Genomic DNA, 14,994 nt, shown 5'->3' on the forward strand with positions numbered 1-14,994 from the left:
CCGGCGACCGGTTTTCCGTCGCCCGAGGGCGGCCGCCCTCGGCGGTCACGGCGACGCCTCCGATCGCTTCTCGGGTTCGACCCCCGACAGCGATCCCTCTCGCCACGCCGTCACCGCGTCCGCGACGCGGGCGAGGGCGGTGAGACGGTCGCTCGGTCGACCGACGCTCACGGCGTCGGCACCGTGGGCGGCGTACTCGGCGACCGTCTCTCGGTCCCTGACGCCGTTGTTCGCGATCACGGTGAGGTCGGTTGGGGACGTCTCCGCGTCGGTTCGGAGGCCAGCCGGGCCTCGCTCGGCGAGGTCGTGAACGACCCGCTCCGAGTCCATCGCGTCGACGTGGAGCCAGTCCGCGCCCGCGCGCTCGACTGCGTCCGCGACGTCGACGAGGTCGACCCCGTCGACCTCCGCGCGCACCTTCACGCTCGTCGTCGCCCCCGTCTGCGCGGCGGCCGCGACGTACTCGGCGAGCCGGTCCGTGTCGCGGAGCAGCGACTCACCGCAGCCCACCTCGCGGAGTTCCGGCTGACGGCAGTGTGCGTTGATCTCACAGACTGCGGCGCGGTCGGCACAGACTTCGGCCGCCTCCCGTATCGGATCGACGGTCGCGCTGCGGACGTTGACGCCGGGAACGATGGGGACGTCGGCGACCGCGTCGAGCTGACGGCCGATCCACGCGATCGGGTCGTCGGGGAGGAACTCCGAGCGGTCGCGGGCGACGAGGGCTCGCGCCGCCGCTCGGCTCTCCGGTTCGAGTGCGATCCCGCCCATCACCCCGGCGTCGACGTGGGGGGCCGCCCGCCGGGCCCAGTCGGCGTCGGCCGCGCCGCTGAGGCTCGCAGCGGCGAGAAAGGGCCGTTCGAGCGCGCTCGGCCGGCGGCTCACCGCTCCGTCACCTCCGCGTCGGAGGCGAGGTCGCCGTCGGGGTCCGGGCCGCCGCTGGGGGGTAGTTCGCCCGCGCCGACCGCCTCCAGCGCACGCTCGCAGGCCCGAGAGACGCGCTCTGCGTCGTCGCCGTCGCCGATCTGCGTGTCGGTGCGCTCGACGTGCCGATCGAGGGACGTCGGATCGTCCTCGTCGAGCACGAACGCGTCCGCGAACGGGTACGTCTCGGCGACGCCGGCGGTCGAGGGATCGGTCCCGGTCCCGGCCATCAGGTCGGCGGCCGGCCCCGAAAAGACCTCGTCGCCGACGAACGGCGAGACCGCGACCACCGGCGTCTCGCGGAGCGCGCGCTCGAAACCGGGGAGCGCGAGCATCGGGCCGATGCTCGTGACGGGGTTCGAGGGACCGATCACGACCGGGTCCGCGAGCGCCTGCCGAACCGCGTCGGTCGGAGCCGCGGTATCGGCACCGCGGAACTCCACGTCGGCGACCGCGGGCTTGCCGCGTCGCGCCACCCAGTACTCCTGAAAGTGGAGCGTCTCGCCGTCCGCGGTGTGGACGAGGGTCGCGACCGGGTCGTCTGACATCGGGAGGAGATCACCGTCGAGCCCGAAGGCGTCGGCGAGCGTGCGCGTGGTTTCTGTGAGCGTGTGTCCCTCGTCGAGGAGGCTCGTGCGCGTGAGGTGTACCGCGCGGTCGCGGTCGCCGATCTCCATGAACTCGCCGACGGCCGAGAAGCGCCGCCACCGGGCGATCTCGCGGCCCGCAGTCTGCGCGTCGGCGTCGAGGTACCGCGGTCCCGGCTCGATTCCGATCTCGTCGGCGAGCCGACGGAGCTCACCGTGAGTTTCCGTCGTATCGCCCTCGATCCCCCACCACCGGTCGCGGTCGAGGACGCCGCCGCCCGCGAACAGCACGGTGTCGACGTCCGGACAGACGAGGTGGCCGCCGAGTTCGACGTCGTCGCCCGTGTTGGCGACGACCGCGACCTCGTCGGGATCCCACACGCGGGTCGCCCCGTCGAGCAGCTTCGGCGTCCCCGTGCCGCCGGCGAGGAACGTGACCATACCCGACGCACGCGGCGACCGGATTTGTATCCTCGGCTCCGAGACGGCCGGCGTGACGAGCGGTGTCGGCGACCGACCGCGGATCGGGCGTCGCCCGCGACCCCGTCCCCGCAAGACCTATTTCCGCGCCTCGGAGAGACTCTCACTGTGAGTGACGACGGACGAAACGGGTCGGCGACCGACCGCCTGCGCACCGCGTTCGGCGATCGCCTCGGCGTCGACCGGCGCGCGCTCGCGGCGTTCCGGATCGGGCTCGGGATCGTCCTCCTCGTCGACCTCGGGCTCCGCGCGCGGAACCTGACGGCGTTTTACACCGACGCCGGCGTGCTTCCGCGCGCGGCGCTGGCCGAGGCGTACCCGCTCGCCGCCCGTGTCTCGCTTCACGCCCTCGTTGGCGACCCGCTGGCGGTCGCAGCGCTGTTCGCGCTGGCCGGCGTCGCGGCCACCGCGCTCGCGGTCGGCCATCGGACCGGGCTCGCGACCGCGGCGTCGCTCGCGCTCCTGCTATCGTTGCAGGCGCGGAACCCCCTCGTTCTCAACGCGGGCGATCTCCTCGTTTCACACCTGCTCGCCGTCGGCCTGCTGTGTCCGCTCGGCTCGCGGTGGTCGGTCGACGCGGTCAGGCGCGACGGGGACGCGATCGGAGCCGCGGACCGCTCCGACGACGGGGGAGAGTGGTTCGTCGGTCCCGCGTCGGCGCTGCTTTTGGCCGTCACGATCGTGGTCTACGCGTCGAACGCGCTCGTGAAACTCCGCGGCACGGCGTGGACCACCGGCGAGGCCGTCGGCCGGGTGTTCCGACTCACGTACCTCCACGGGCCGCTCGGGGGCCTCGTCCCCGAGGTTTCCGGCCTGCTCGCGGCGGCCACCTACGGCTGGGTCGGGCTGCTCGTCGCCGCGCCGCTTCTCGTCCTCGCCACCGGGCGGATCCGAGCGGCGCTGGCGGGCGTCTTCGTCGCCGGCCATCTCGCGATGCCGTTCCTCCTCCAGATCGGGGTGTTTCCCCTCGTGTCCGTCGTCGGACTGCTGCCGTTCTTTCCGCCCGCAGCGTGGGACCGGGCGGAGCGGCGCGTCGCTCCGGTTGCGACGCGCGTCGGAGGAGTGGTCGGATCGCCGCGGTCGGGTCCGAGCAGACCGGGATCGATGGCCTATCGCGCCGCCGCTGCCGGCCGACGAGTCGCGCCGGCCGTCGCCGCGGTCCTGCTCGCGGCGCTGCTCTGCTGGAACGCACTGGCGATCGGTCTCGTCGCGACGCCGGACCCGGTCGCCGCGGTGAGCGACCCCACAGAGAGCGGGTGGGACATGTTCGCACCGGATCCACCCACGACAGACTCGCTCGTCCTCGCGACGGCCGCGACCGCGGACGGCGACCGGGTTGACGCCCTGTACGGCGACGACGTCGCGGCCGACAGGCCGCCGGCGGCGGCCCGGGCGTATCCGACGGCTCGGTGGCGGAAGTTCCTCACGCTCCTCGCGGACTCGCCGGATCCGACGCGCACCCGTCACCTCCTCGGGCACCTCTGTGATCGCGCCGGCGGACGCGCGGGCGCGGAGATCGAACGCGTCTCGGTCTCGTTCGCCGCCGTCGACGTCGCCGACGGCGAGACGCGAGTCACGCTGCTCGGCGAGCGGCGGTGTGACGGCCGGTGACCGGTTCGCCGTGGCGCGTCCGTCGCATCCGCCGCGTTGGTGCGTCTGCCGCGGCTGACCGCCCGTGACCGCCTTTCGGCCGCTGCAGTCGATCTGGCCTCGCCGTTCGGTTCCGGCGAATGCGACTCCAGCGGCAAAGCGGCAGGCACTTTAGGGGGCCTCAAGAATCCACGAACGTTCATGAGCTACGACAAGGTCGACGTCCCCGAAGACGGCGAGGCGATCACGCTCGCCGACGAGGAGACCGGCGAGCTGAACGTCCCGTCGAACCCCATCATCCCGATCATTCACGGCGACGGGATCGGCACCGACGTCGGACCGGCAGCACAGAAGGTACTGGACGCCGCAGCGGAGGCGACCGGCCGCTCCATCGCGTGGATGCGCGTCTACGCAGGCGAGAGCGCCCGAGAGAAGTACGACGAGAACCTCCCCGAGGACACGGTGTCTGCCATCCGCAGTCACCGCGTCGCGATCAAGGGGCCGCTGACGACGCCCGTCGGCGCGGGCTTCCGATCGCTGAACGTCGCGCTTCGGCAGACGCTCGATATGTACGCGAACGTCCGGCCGACCTACCACCTCGAAGGCGTCCCGTCGCCCGTGAAAAACCCCGAGGCGATGGACATGATCACCTTCCGTGAGAACACGGAGGACGTCTACGCCGGCGTCGAGTGGGAGGCCGGTACCGACGAGGTAGAAAAGGTACGCGAGTTCCTCGAAGACGACATGGAGGTCGCGGACGTCATCCACGACGGCCCCGTCGGGATCGGCGTCAAACCGATCTCGGAGTTCGGCTCGAAGCGCCTCATCCGCGAGGCGATCGACTACGCCGTCGCCAACGACCGCGACACCGTCACCCTCGTCCACAAGGGGAACATCATGAAGTTCACCGAGGGCGCGTTCCGCGACTGGGGCTACGAGGTCGCAGAGGAGGAGTACGGCGACGACGTCATCACCGAGGACGAGCTATGGGACGAACACGACGGCGAACAGCCCGAGGGCACGGTCGTCGTGAACGACCGCATCGCCGACAACATGCTCCAGCAGCTCCTCACCCGGACGGACGAGTACGAAGTCATCGCGACGATGAACCTCAACGGCGACTACATGTCCGACGCCGCCGGCGCGCAGATCGGCGGTCTGGGCATCGCGCCCGGTGCCAACTTCGGCCACGGCCGCTGTCTCGCCGAGCCGGTCCACGGCTCCGCGCCGAAATACGCGGGCGAGGACAAGGTGAACCCCACCGCGATGATCCTCTCCGGCCGCGAGATGCTCGATTACCTCGGTTGGGACGACGCCGCGGACCTCGTGCGTGACGCCGTCGAAGAGACGATCGCGTCCGGGCAGGTCACCTACGACCTCCACAGGCAGATCGACGGCGGCGAGAAACTCGCGACGAGCGAGTTCGCCGAGGCCGTCGTCGACAAGATCGACGAACTCGCCTGAGAGCCGGCGTCGCGGACGCGTCGGGTCGACTCCGACTCCCTCGATTTCTGTTTTATATACGACGCTCACAGCGCGTCGACCACGCCGGCGTCTCGATCCGACAGTCCGCGCGGCGATGTCCGCGCTACCGCCCCGAAGCGTAGAACTCCTCGCGATACACGCGCCCGAACGCGTTCCGGCGAAGGGTGCTCGCGGCCGCGTCGGGCTCCTCTTGATACGTCGCCGCGATCACCGTGTCGGCGAACGGTATCGGGTGCCACACCACGTTCTCGACGGTTTCGGAGCCGATCCGTACCACGTCCTCATCGTCGAACTCGCTGTCGGCGAGCCACGCCTCGAACTCGCTCTCGTCGCCGACGTGGACGGCGAGCAGCTCCGAGAAGGTCGCGTCGCGGGCGGTCTGGACCACTTCCGGGGTGACGCGCTCGTCGTACTCGTCGGCGTCGAACTCCATCGCCTTCGTCGCCTCGCGGACGACCACCTGCGCGACGGGGCCGACCTCCTCGTAGCGTTCGAGCGCGTCGGCGCGGGTCTCCGGCGCGAACGTCCCTCTGGTGTGCATACCACCGATTCGACGTCGACGGGAAAGGGCGTTCCGTTACGCGGTCGGATCGTCGCGGTCGTCGCCGTCGCGGTCGTCGTCCTCGCCCGCCAACCCGTCGGCGAGCATCTCGCGGGTCATCTCTCTCGCCTTCTCCAGCGCCTCGGCGGTCTCCGGGTCGGTCGCGCCGCTCTCGTCGACGATACCGGGGCTCGCGGCGGAGCCGTGTGCGTGTCCAGAGTGACCGCCGTTCGCGGGGGCGTGGTCGCCGTGTCCGGGGTCCGGGTGCGCGCCATCGTCTACGTTCGGTCGCCCGCGGTCGGCGGTGTCCTCGAACACCTCGTGGTACTCGGCGTCGTCGGCGTGGGGGATCACCGCGGCCGCGAGCCCGTCGGGATCGCGGTCGCTCCAGTCCGGGACGCGCTCGTCGAGCCACGCGGCGTGGTCGTCGCCGTGGAGCAATGCCGTGAACGCGAGGTGGTGTGCGAGGTGCTCGCCGTCACGCTGCGGGGTCTCACAGACGGGGCACGCGTATCCCATGTCGAGAGCGGCTACGACCGTGAGGCGTAAAGTCGCGTCGGACGGAGTCGTCGCCCGCGGCGAGCGGAGCCCCGGCGGCGTCGATCGACGGCGCGTGAGAGCGTGCGACGTACCGACAGGTGTCGAGTGCGGCTTAACCCGCTCCGGCCCCAAACATATGGTATGACAACGATAGCACAGGAACGGCTGCTCGAACTCACGGTACTCGCTCTCGTCGCCACGGTCAGCGGCGACCTGCTCGGAATGACGCTCCTGACGAGAGTCGGCGTGACCGGATTCTTCCTCGGCGTGGCGGCACTGCTCGCGGTCATGACCGCCGCGCTCGTCGTCGGGCTCGGCCGGTCGTCCGGCCCGGACATGCGCGACTCGATTGTGACGCGACCGTGAACCGCCTCGGGGTCAAGCCCCGAGGCACTCGGCCTGTTCCGCCTGTAGAACACAGCGCCACTATAACAGCAACTTTATCACTCGCACGGGGCGAATTTCGGGTAAGACTGCTCCGTTAGGAGGTCCAACAGTGACTGAAGCCAACACACAACCGGAGGTGAACATCGGTCTCGTCGGTCACGTCGACCACGGGAAGACGACGCTCGTGCAGGCGTTGTCCGGCTCGTGGACCGACCAGCACAGCGAGGAAATGAAACGCGGCATCTCGATCCGACTGGGCTACGCGGACGCGACGTTCCGCCGCTGCCCCGGCGTCGACGCGCCCGAGTGTTACACCGTCGACGAGACGTGCGAGGACGGCTCCGAGAGCGAGCCGCTCCGAACCGTCTCGTTCGTCGACGCGCCGGGCCACGAGACGCTGATGGCGACGATGCTGTCGGGAGCCTCGATTATGGACGGGGCCGTCCTCGTCGTGAGCGCCACGGAGGACGTCCCGCAGGCACAGACGGAAGAGCACCTGATGGCGCTCGATCTGATCGGGATCGAGAACGTCGTCATCGCCCAGAACAAGGTGGATCTGGTCGACCGCGACCGCGCCGTCGACAACTACCAGCAGATCCAGGAGTTCGTCGAGGGTACCGTCGCGGAGGACGCGCCGATCGTCCCCGTCTCCGCCCAGCAGGAGGTCAACCTCGATCTCCTCATCGACGCCATCGAGACGGAGATCCCGACCCCTGACCGCGATCCCGGAGAGAGCGCCCAGATGTACGCGGCCCGCTCGTTCGACATCAACCGTCCGGGCGCGACCGCGGCGGATCTCAAGGGCGGCGTCGTCGGCGGCTCGCTCGTCAGCGGCGAGCTGTCGGTTGGCGACGGGCTGGAGATCCGACCGGGCCGCGAGGTCGACGAGGAGGGACAGACGGAGTGGCGACCGCTCGAAACGACGGTCAGATCGCTGCAGGCCGGGAGCAACGACGTCGAGAGCGCTCGCCCGGGCGGTCTGCTCGGCGTCGGCACCGGACTCGATCCGAGCCTGACGAAGGGCGACGCGCTCGCGGGACAGGTCGCTGGCGAGCCCGGCACGCTCCCGCCGACCCGCAACGAGTTCGAGATGCAAGTCGATCTGCTCGACCGCGTCGTCGGAAAGGAAGACGACGAGAGCGGCGAGAGCGACATCGAGGAGATCAGCACGGGCGAGCCCCTGATGCTCACCGTCGGCACCGCCACAACGGTCGGCGCGGTGACGAGCGCGCGCGACGGCGAGTGCGAGGTGAGCCTCAAACGCCCCGTCTGCGCCGAGGAGGGCGCACAGATAGCGATCAACAGACGAGTCGGCGCGCGGTGGCGGCTCATCGGCGTCGGGACGCTCTCGTAACGTGACCGAACCCGCCCGCGGCGCTCTCACGGCCGACACTTCGATGCTCGCGGACGCGACCCCGCCGGTCGTCGCGCTCGACGCGAGCGCGCTTATGGCCCCGGTGGAGGCGAACGTTCGGCTCTTCGAGGAACTCGATCGGCTCCTCGTGACCTACGAGGCGGTCGTTCCCGCTGCGGTCGTGGCCGAACTGGACGGGCTACAGGCCGGGAACGGCGCTGAGGCGACCGCGGCGAGCGTGGGAGCGGACCTCGCGGGGCGGGCGGCGACGGTAGAGACCGAAGCAACGTACGCTGACGACGCGCTCGTCGAACTGGTCGCCGACGGCCGGGTCGACGGCGTCGTCACCAACGATCGACCGCTGGCGAATCGGGTGCTGGAGGCGGACGCACCAGTAATCGGTTTAAGGGGTCGGAACACACTGGCGATAACGGAACCCTAGCGGACGCGGACAACCAACACTATGTACAAACGAGTTCGACTCAAGGATACGGTCGAGGTACCGCCGAAACACTTGGCGGACGTCACCGACGAGCGGGTGAAAGCCCTGCTACAGGACAAGCTGGAAGGACGGATGGACGAGGATGTCGGCAGCGTCGTGAGCGTCATCGACGTCCACGACATCGGCGAGGGAGCGGTGTTACACAACCGGCCCGGCGTTTACTACGAGGCCGAGTTCGACGCGCTCACCTACGACCCCGACATGCAGGAGGTCGCGGACGGCACCGTCGTCGAGACGGTGGAGTTCGGCGCGTTCGTCGGTATCGGTCCGGTCGACGGGCTGCTCCACGTCTCGCAGATCACGGACGAGTACCTCACGTTCGACGGAGCGAACCAGCAGCTCGCCTCCTCGGACTCCGACAAGACGCTCGGCGTCGACGACGCCGTGCGGGTCCGCGTCGTGACGAAGAGCATCGACGAGCGCAACCCCCGGGACTCGAAGATCGGACTCACGGCGAAACAGCCCGGACTCGGGAAACACGAGTGGCTGGAGGGACAGCGAAAACACCGCGAACAGACCGGTGAGGAGGCCGACTGATGGCCGAGGACCGCCTCGCGTGTCGGGAGTGTCACCACGTCAACGACCCCGACGCACAGACCTGCGAGCACTGCGGGTCGTCGTCGCTGACGGAAGACTGGGCGGGCTACGTCATCATCACCCAGCCGGAGGAAAGCGAGATCGCAGAAGAGATGAACGTCACGAAGGCCGGCTCGTACGCGCTGAAGGTCCGGTAGCGCGGCACGCCGGAAGCTGACCAGTCATGCTCACCCTACCAGACTCACTCAGAGACGCGTTCAAGGACCCGCTCGGCCCGGTAACCACCGACGCGGACGAGCTGCTCGCGGCGGCAGCGGAGACGGCGGCGGCGCACGCCGAGCCGACCGCGGACGACCCGACCGTGAGCGAGGCTCCGATCGTCGCCGTCGGCGACGTGGTCACCTATCACCTCTGTGCGGCCGGGCGTGTACCCGACGTGGCCGTTATCGACGGGAAGACGGAGCGCGAGGCGGTCGGCGAGGAGATCGAGGCGGCGCTCGCGGACCCGGCGGTCCGACGGGTCGCCGTGCGCAATCCCGCGGCGTCGCTGTCGGCGGAGCTGCTCTCGGCGCTCGCGACGGCGGTGGCCGACGACGAACCGGTGTGGATCGAGGTGACCGGCGAGGAGGACCTCGCGACGCTGCCGGCGATCCTCGCCGCGCCGGACGGGGCGAGCGTCGTCTACGGACAGCCGGGCGAAGGGATGGTTCGGGTTCCGGTCACCTCGGAGACACGGGCCGAGGCTCGCGAGCTGTTCGAGGCGCTCGACGGCGACGTCGACGCGGCGTACGACGCGCTCGGCGTCGATCCGGACGACGGGTGAGAATCGTCGTTCCGCCGCGACACCCCCGCTTCGAAATCCTTTTACAGCTTTCGGGGGGATATACGCGTAACTGACCATGGACGTCGACATCATCTCCGAAGAGGAGAACCCCATGTTGCACCGCACCGACATCCGCTTCGAGACGACCCACGAGGAGGCGACGCCTTCGCGCCTCTCTGTCCGCGACTCGCTCGCGGCCAAACTCGATAAGGACTCCGAGGAGGTCGTCGTCCACGAGCTGGACACCAAGTTCGGCATGCGGAAGACGGTCGGCTACGCGAAGGTGTACGACACCGCGGCCGACGCGCTCGACGTCGAACAGGAGTACATGCTCGAACGCAACAAGATCGGCGGCGAGGGCGACGCGGACGCCGAAGAGGCCTAACGCTCCGCCGAATGCGCGTTCTCGGCATCGAGGGAACCGCGTGGTGTGCGAGCGCCGCGCTGTACGACGCCGAGACCGACTCCGTTCTCATCGAATCGGACCCGTACGAGCCGGACAGCGGCGGCATTCACCCGCGCGAGGCCGCAGAACACATGTCCGAGGCGATCCCTGCGGTCGTCGACGCGGTGGTAACCGCGGCTGAAACCCGGCACGGCCCGGACGCCGTCGACGCCGTCGCCTTCTCACGCGGCCCCGGCCTCGGCCCCTGTCTCCGCACGGTCGGCACCGCGGCGCGGGCGCTCGCGGGCGCGCTCGACGTCCCCCTCGTCGGGGTGAATCACATGGTGGCCCACCTCGAGATCGGCAGGCACCGTTCGGGATTCGACAGTCCGGTCTGTTTGAACGCCTCCGGCGCGAACGCGCACCTGCTCGGCTACCACGACGGTCGCTACCGCGTGCTCGGTGAGACGATGGACGCCGGCGTCGGCAACGCTATCGACAAGTTCACCCGCCACGTCGGGTGGAACCACCCCGGCGGACCGAAGGTCGAGGCCGCGGCCGCGGAGTACGCGGCGGAGCACGCTGCGGACGGTCCCGAAGACCTCCTCGATCTCCCGTACGTCGTCAAGGGAATGGACTTCTCGTTTTCCGGAATCAGCTCCGCGGCCAACGACGCGTACGACGACGGCGTACCGGTGGAGGCGATCTGCTTTTCGCTGCAAGAACACGTGTTTGCGATGCTCACCGAGGTCACAGAGCGGGCGCTGTCGCTAACCGGCGCGAGCGAACTCGTCCTCGGCGGCGGCGTCGCCCAGAATGACCGGTTACGAGAGATGCTCTCGACGATGTGTGACGACCGGGGAGCCGACTTTCACGCGCCCGAGCCGCGCTTCCTCCGCGACAACGCCGGGATGATCGCGGTCCTCGGCGCGAAGATGGCGCGAGCGGGCGACACCGTCGCGATCGCCGACTCCGCCGTCGATCCGAACTTCCGTCCGGATCAGGTGCCCGTGACGTGGCGCGACGACGGATCGGTCGCCGTCGGCGAAGGCGTCGACACGCCCGAGACTCGCGTGACCGACCGCCGGGGAGCGGAGGCAGTCGTCGATATCGAGACGGGCGACGGGGACGGCCGCGTGATCAAACGCCGGGTTCCGAAGCGGTATCGACACCCGGAGCTGGACCGCTCGATCAGACGCGACCGAACCGTCTCCGAGGCGCGGATCACGAGCGAGGCGCGCCGCGCCGGGGTTCCGACCCCGCTCGTGTACGACATCGACGTGCCGAACGCGACGCTCACGCTCCAGCACGTCGGCGACCGGGACCTCGCGGTCGCCATCGACGACGGTGACGCGTGGGTGCGCGCGACGGGCCGACACCTCGCGACGCTCCACGAGGCCGGGATCGTCCACGGGGATCCGACGACCCGGAACGTCAGAATCGCGGACGAGCCGCAATCGACCCCGGAAGCGGAACGAACCACGCTCATCGATTTCGGACTCGGCTATCACACCGGCCACGTCGAGGACCACGCGATGGACCTCCACGTTTTCGAGGGGTCGGTCCGGGCGACCGCGACAGACCCTGAGGCGCTGATCGACGCGTTCGAGGCGGGATACGCCGCCGTCGGCGACCCGACCGTCCTCGACCGTCTTCGCGACGTCGAGGGGCGCGGCCGGTACCAGTGATCGAGCGGTATCGGAGGGCGCGGGCGACGGCGGCTTGCGCCACGATTTATATGGCCGGCGAGCGATTTACCGATATGGCAGATAAACCGTCGTCGGGTGAAATACTCGGAATCCCGTACAACTTCGATCGACCGAGCCTCGGTCGCCTCCTCTCGTCGCACTGGCAGCCGGACGAGGGCATGTTGGTCGAGAAGCCGTTCGGCATCGGCTACACCCTGAACCTCGCGAACTGGCGGTCGTGGATCGTCCTCGCGGTCGCCGGCGGCCTCTACTACCAGCAGGCACAGAGCGGGGCCGGCGGCAGCGACGGGGACGCGTCCGACTCGGACGACGACGGCCCCGTCGAAGTGATCGTCGACGGCGAGTAACTGAACAACCGATCCCACGTCTTTTCCGCTACTCGGACCAGTTCTTGCAGTCGGCACAGACGAACGCGTCGCCATCGCGCCAGCGGCGAGTAGTCGGCTCGCCGCATCGGTCGCAGTCGGCACCGGCGGTGGTCCACGTCGCGGTCGCGGTGACCGGCTCGGCGTCCGCCTCGCTCTGTTCGCCGCGCTCCGACTCCGCGTCTGCGTCGCTCCGACCGCCGCGTCCGTCGCCTCCATCGGCGTCCGCGTCGCCGGCGAAGTCGTCGAGCGACCGGTCCTCGGCCATCTATGCCTCCCGTCGAAGCCGCTCGACCACGTACTCGCGCTCCAGTTCGCCGAGGAACTCGCCGAGCCGCGGCCCCTGCGTGTCGTCGAAGAAGAGCCGGTAGCCGGCCGAAAAGAAGTCGCTGACCTCGATGTCGTGGTCGCGAGCCGTCTCGTACATCTCGCTCTGTATCGCCTCGCCGTCGTGTCCGGCAGCGACGAAATCGGCGAGGTCGTCGAGCGCGGCCGCCACCTCGTCGTCGAAGTCGACGTCTGGAAGCGCGGTCTGGAGCCGGTAGTCGTACTCGTTTTCGGTCCGTTCGGCCCAGTTTCGGGCCTTCTCGACGCGATCGAGGGCGGCCGCGATCGCCTCGTCGCTCGCGTCCTCAGGGATGTGGCCTTCATCGCGGGCGAGCCGCTCGCGGAACGCCGGGTCGTCGACCATGCCGAGGACGGCCGCGAACGTGTAGGGAAGCCGGATCGGCTTCTCGGTCGGCGGGTCCTCCGGACGTCCGACGACGAACGGGTACGCGCGCTCGGCGAAGGCGGTCAGCCCCTCGTCGTCGACCTCGCCGAAGTACGCGCGCTCGAACCGGTCGAAGCGGTCGACAAGCTGATCGAGCCGCTCGACGTCGAGGTCGCGGGCCTTCTTCGGGTGGAGCGCGAAGAAGTACCGCAGCACTGCGGGTTCGAGAAGCTCCAGTAACTCGGGAACGGTGACGATGTTACCCGCGGACGAGGAGAGCGGCTCGCCGTTGAGCGTGAACCACTCGTACACCATCGGCACCGGCGGCTCGATCCCGAGGACGTTGCGGGCGACATCGACCCCGGAGGGCCACGATCCCTCCGCGTGGTCCTTCCCGAACGGCTCGAAGTCGACGTCCAGCACCTCCCACTGGCCGGGCCACTCCAGCCGCCACGGAAGCTTCCCTTCGCGGAACGTGGCGGTTCCCTCGTGGCCACACCCCTCGATCGTCTCGTCGCCGACCGCCATGTCGGTGCAGGCGTACTCGACCGTCTCGCTCTCCGTGTCTACCCCGGTGACCGTCTCCGTGATCTTCCCGCACTCGGCACAGACGGGGTTAAAGGGGACGTACTCCCCGTCGACTTTGTCCTGATACGCAGAGAGCACCTCGCGGACGCGGTCGAGGTCGGAGAGGACGGTTCGGGTGACCTCGTCGAAGTCACCGTCGGCGTACAGCTCGGTGTTAGACACCATCTCGACGGGGACGTCGAGACGGTCGGCGTCGGCTTCGAGCAGGGCCGCGAAGTGGGCGGCGTACGACTCGCGCTCGCCGAACGGGTCCGGGATCGCGGTGTACGGCTTACCGAGATTCCGCCCGATCGCGCCGGCGTCGACCTCGCCGAGCCCGACGATCTCGCCGTCGGCGTTCGCCAGCTTTCGCGGGATCTTCCGGAGGGGATCTTTGTCGTCGGAGGTGAACACCTGTCTGACCTCGTGTCCGCGGTCGCGGAGCACCTCGGCGACGAAGTAGCCGCGCATGATCTCGTTGACGTTCCCGAGGTGTGCCACGCCCGAGGGCGAGACACCGCCCTTGATCACGACCGGATCGTCGACGCCGCGCGACTCGATCTCGTCTGCAACGACGTCGGCCCAGAACGCGCGGAAGTCGCCGTTGCCGGCCGTTTCGCCGCCGACCGCTTCACCGTCGGCGAGTGCGTCCTCATCGTCGCCGCCGGTTTCTCCTTCGCTACCGCCCATCGCCGGACGGTCCGAGAGGATGTGCGGGGAGTCTGTCGGTCCGCCGGTGGCGTCACGGTCGGTCATGACTGCTCCGTGCGTACGGGGTCGGTCCGTTCGTCGTCGCCGACCGGTATCACGTCGGTGCCGGAGTGGTCGCCGGAGACGACGGCGTCGACGACGGCGCTCGGGTCGGTGCCGTCGAGGACGATCGCGCGCATCCCCGCGCGGTCGATGAGCTTCGCGGCGAGCAGGTCGACGGGGGCGGAGGCACCGGCGTCGCGGCTCATCGGCAGGACGACCTCGACGAGTTCCGCGGGCGACAGCTCGGCGAACTGCGTCGCGTTCGGGTCGACGTTGGGGTCCGCGTCGTACACGCCGTCGGCGCTCGTCGCGTACACGAGCAGGTCGGCGTCGACCGACTCGGCGAACGCGGCGGCGACGGCGTCGGTGGTCTGTCCGGGCGTCATCCCGCCCATCACAGACACCTCGCCGCGGCGGAGCCCGGCGGCGGCCTCGTCGTACTCGGTCGCCGGCGAGACGGCCGCGACATCTCCGAGCGCGGCGATCAGCAGCCGGGCGTTCAGTCGGGTCGTCCCGATGCCAAACTGGTCGAGTTCGACCTCGTTCGCGCCGAGGTCGCGTGCCGTCTCGATGTATTCGCGCGCGACGCCGCCGCCGCCGACGACGACGCCAACCTCGTGGTCGGCCGCGACCAGCCGCTCGATCGCGTCGGCGTACGCGGCCACCCGGTCCGGGTCGAGATCGGGCGCGAGCACGCTTCCGCCGACAGAAACGACGACTCTCATTACCGTCGAATATCCCTGTCGCGGTCTT

18 protein-coding genes are annotated in these 14,994 nt (G+C 69.5%); 11 read left to right on the forward strand and 7 right to left on the reverse strand.

Annotated elements, in window-relative coordinates:
• Window positions 1-45: 45 nt before the first annotated feature.
• Window positions 46-885, reverse strand: a complete 840-nt coding sequence (locus EP28_RS06280) for a tRNA-dihydrouridine synthase (protein WP_049983150.1) — start codon at window positions 883-885, stop codon at window positions 46-48.
• Window positions 882-1,952 (reverse strand): 2-phospho-L-lactate transferase, encoded by a 1,071-nt coding sequence (cofD, locus tag EP28_RS06285; RefSeq protein WP_049983151.1) that lies wholly within the window; start codon window positions 1,950-1,952, stop codon window positions 882-884. Before cofD ends, EP28_RS06280 begins: the two co-directional genes overlap by 4 nt.
• Window positions 1,953-2,099: 147 nt before the next feature.
• Between cofD and EP28_RS06290 the strand changes: the two genes are divergently transcribed.
• The gene (locus EP28_RS06290; RefSeq protein WP_049983152.1) at window positions 2,100-3,602 is read left to right on the forward strand and encodes an HTTM domain-containing protein; all 1,503 of its coding nucleotides are present in this window, start codon (window positions 2,100-2,102) and stop codon (window positions 3,600-3,602) included.
• A 180-nt stretch (window positions 3,603-3,782) separates the two neighbouring features.
• Entirely contained in the window at window positions 3,783-5,045 is a 1,263-nt protein-coding gene (icd, locus tag EP28_RS06295; protein WP_049983153.1) for an isocitrate dehydrogenase (NADP(+)), read from the forward strand.
• 124 nt (window positions 5,046-5,169) lie between these two features.
• On the opposite strand, the gene EP28_RS06300 is transcribed toward icd, so the two are convergent.
• The gene (locus EP28_RS06300) at window positions 5,170-5,607 is read right to left on the reverse strand and encodes a DUF5809 family protein (protein ID WP_049983154.1); all 438 of its coding nucleotides are present in this window, start codon (window positions 5,605-5,607) and stop codon (window positions 5,170-5,172) included.
• Window positions 5,608-5,643: 36 nt separating this feature from the next.
• A complete protein-coding gene (locus EP28_RS06305; RefSeq protein ID WP_049983155.1) occupies window positions 5,644-6,126 on the reverse strand; it encodes a DUF5810 domain-containing protein in 483 nt (160 codons plus the stop codon).
• 162 nt (window positions 6,127-6,288) lie between these two features.
• Between EP28_RS06305 and EP28_RS06310 the strand changes: the two genes are divergently transcribed.
• From EP28_RS06310 to EP28_RS06350, 9 genes are all read left to right on the forward strand, one after another.
• Complete coding sequence (locus EP28_RS06310) at window positions 6,289-6,513, forward strand: hypothetical protein (RefSeq protein WP_049983156.1); 225 nt, start codon at window positions 6,289-6,291, stop codon at window positions 6,511-6,513.
• A 130-nt stretch (window positions 6,514-6,643) separates the two neighbouring features.
• The gene (locus EP28_RS06315; RefSeq protein WP_049983157.1) at window positions 6,644-7,888 is read left to right on the forward strand and encodes a translation initiation factor IF-2 subunit gamma; all 1,245 of its coding nucleotides are present in this window, start codon (window positions 6,644-6,646) and stop codon (window positions 7,886-7,888) included.
• Window positions 7,889-7,931: 43 nt separating this feature from the next.
• The gene (locus tag EP28_RS06320; protein WP_049983616.1) at window positions 7,932-8,330 is read left to right on the forward strand and encodes a PIN domain-containing protein; all 399 of its coding nucleotides are present in this window, start codon (window positions 7,932-7,934) and stop codon (window positions 8,328-8,330) included.
• A gap of 21 nt (window positions 8,331-8,351) precedes the next feature.
• Window positions 8,352-8,927: a DNA-directed RNA polymerase gene (locus EP28_RS06325; RefSeq protein WP_049983158.1), complete on the forward strand. Its 576-nt coding sequence runs from the start codon at window positions 8,352-8,354 to the stop codon at window positions 8,925-8,927.
• Window positions 8,927-9,124: a transcription elongation factor subunit Spt4 gene (gene spt4 / locus EP28_RS06330; protein WP_049983159.1), complete on the forward strand. Its 198-nt coding sequence runs from the start codon at window positions 8,927-8,929 to the stop codon at window positions 9,122-9,124. The genes EP28_RS06325 and spt4 overlap by 1 nt, the downstream gene beginning before the upstream one ends.
• A gap of 26 nt (window positions 9,125-9,150) precedes the next feature.
• Window positions 9,151-9,750 (forward strand): GTP-dependent dephospho-CoA kinase family protein, encoded by a 600-nt coding sequence (locus tag EP28_RS06335; protein WP_049983160.1) that lies wholly within the window; start codon window positions 9,151-9,153, stop codon window positions 9,748-9,750.
• A gap of 76 nt (window positions 9,751-9,826) precedes the next feature.
• The gene (locus tag EP28_RS06340; protein WP_049983161.1) at window positions 9,827-10,135 is read left to right on the forward strand and encodes a 30S ribosomal protein S24e; all 309 of its coding nucleotides are present in this window, start codon (window positions 9,827-9,829) and stop codon (window positions 10,133-10,135) included.
• A gap of 11 nt (window positions 10,136-10,146) precedes the next feature.
• Window positions 10,147-11,823, forward strand: a complete 1,677-nt coding sequence (locus EP28_RS06345; RefSeq protein ID WP_049983162.1) for a bifunctional N(6)-L-threonylcarbamoyladenine synthase/serine/threonine protein kinase — start codon at window positions 10,147-10,149, stop codon at window positions 11,821-11,823.
• A gap of 74 nt (window positions 11,824-11,897) precedes the next feature.
• A complete protein-coding gene (locus EP28_RS06350; protein ID WP_049983163.1) occupies window positions 11,898-12,191 on the forward strand; it encodes a DUF5808 domain-containing protein in 294 nt (97 codons plus the stop codon).
• A gap of 28 nt (window positions 12,192-12,219) precedes the next feature.
• Here the strand turns inward: EP28_RS06350 and EP28_RS06355 are convergent, their stop codons facing one another.
• The 3 genes from EP28_RS06355 to pyrH are packed head-to-tail and all read right to left on the reverse strand — an operon-like array spanning window position 12,220 to window position 14,966.
• Complete coding sequence (locus EP28_RS06355) at window positions 12,220-12,477, reverse strand: DUF7573 domain-containing protein (RefSeq protein WP_049983164.1); 258 nt, start codon at window positions 12,475-12,477, stop codon at window positions 12,220-12,222.
• Complete coding sequence (gene lysS / locus EP28_RS06360) at window positions 12,478-14,244, reverse strand: lysine--tRNA ligase (RefSeq protein WP_049983165.1); 1,767 nt, start codon at window positions 14,242-14,244, stop codon at window positions 12,478-12,480.
• Window positions 14,241-14,966 carry a UMP kinase gene (gene pyrH, locus EP28_RS06365; protein WP_049983166.1) on the reverse strand — a complete coding sequence of 242 codons (726 nt, stop codon included), beginning with the start codon at window positions 14,964-14,966 and terminating at the stop codon, window positions 14,241-14,243. Before pyrH ends, lysS begins: the two co-directional genes overlap by 4 nt.
• Window positions 14,967-14,994: the final 28 nt, after the last annotated feature.

The organism is Halorubrum sp. BV1, from assembly GCF_000746205.1.
GTDB lineage: Archaea > Halobacteriota > Halobacteria > Halobacteriales > Haloferacaceae > Halorubrum.

Bases quoted from the DNA above. Each gene is read 5' to 3' on its own strand.
- pyrH (WP_049983166.1), bottom strand. From the start codon at position 14,966: ATGAGAGTCGTCGTTTCTGTCGGCGGAAGCGTGCTCGCGCCCGATCTC.
- EP28_RS06305 (WP_049983155.1), bottom strand. From the start codon at position 6,126: ATGGGATACGCGTGCCCCGTCTGTGAGACCCCGCAGCGTGACGGCGAG.
- EP28_RS06355 (WP_049983164.1), bottom strand. From the start codon at position 12,477: ATGGCCGAGGACCGGTCGCTCGACGACTTCGCCGGCGACGCGGACGCC.
- spt4 (WP_049983159.1), top strand. From the start codon at position 8,927: ATGGCCGAGGACCGCCTCGCGTGTCGGGAGTGTCACCACGTCAACGAC.
- cofD (WP_049983151.1), bottom strand. From the start codon at position 1,952: ATGGTCACGTTCCTCGCCGGCGGCACGGGGACGCCGAAGCTGCTCGAC.
- icd (WP_049983153.1), top strand. From the start codon at position 3,783: ATGAGCTACGACAAGGTCGACGTCCCCGAAGACGGCGAGGCGATCACG.
- EP28_RS06345 (WP_049983162.1), top strand. From the start codon at position 10,147: ATGCGCGTTCTCGGCATCGAGGGAACCGCGTGGTGTGCGAGCGCCGCG.
- EP28_RS06325 (WP_049983158.1), top strand. From the start codon at position 8,352: ATGTACAAACGAGTTCGACTCAAGGATACGGTCGAGGTACCGCCGAAA.
- EP28_RS06335 (WP_049983160.1), top strand. From the start codon at position 9,151: ATGCTCACCCTACCAGACTCACTCAGAGACGCGTTCAAGGACCCGCTC.
- lysS (WP_049983165.1), bottom strand. From the start codon at position 14,244: ATGACCGACCGTGACGCCACCGGCGGACCGACAGACTCCCCGCACATC.
- EP28_RS06310 (WP_049983156.1), top strand. From the start codon at position 6,289: ATGACAACGATAGCACAGGAACGGCTGCTCGAACTCACGGTACTCGCT.
- EP28_RS06320 (WP_049983616.1), top strand. From the start codon at position 7,932: ATGCTCGCGGACGCGACCCCGCCGGTCGTCGCGCTCGACGCGAGCGCG.
- EP28_RS06300 (WP_049983154.1), bottom strand. From the start codon at position 5,607: ATGCACACCAGAGGGACGTTCGCGCCGGAGACCCGCGCCGACGCGCTC.
- EP28_RS06350 (WP_049983163.1), top strand. From the start codon at position 11,898: ATGGCAGATAAACCGTCGTCGGGTGAAATACTCGGAATCCCGTACAAC.
- EP28_RS06340 (WP_049983161.1), top strand. From the start codon at position 9,827: ATGGACGTCGACATCATCTCCGAAGAGGAGAACCCCATGTTGCACCGC.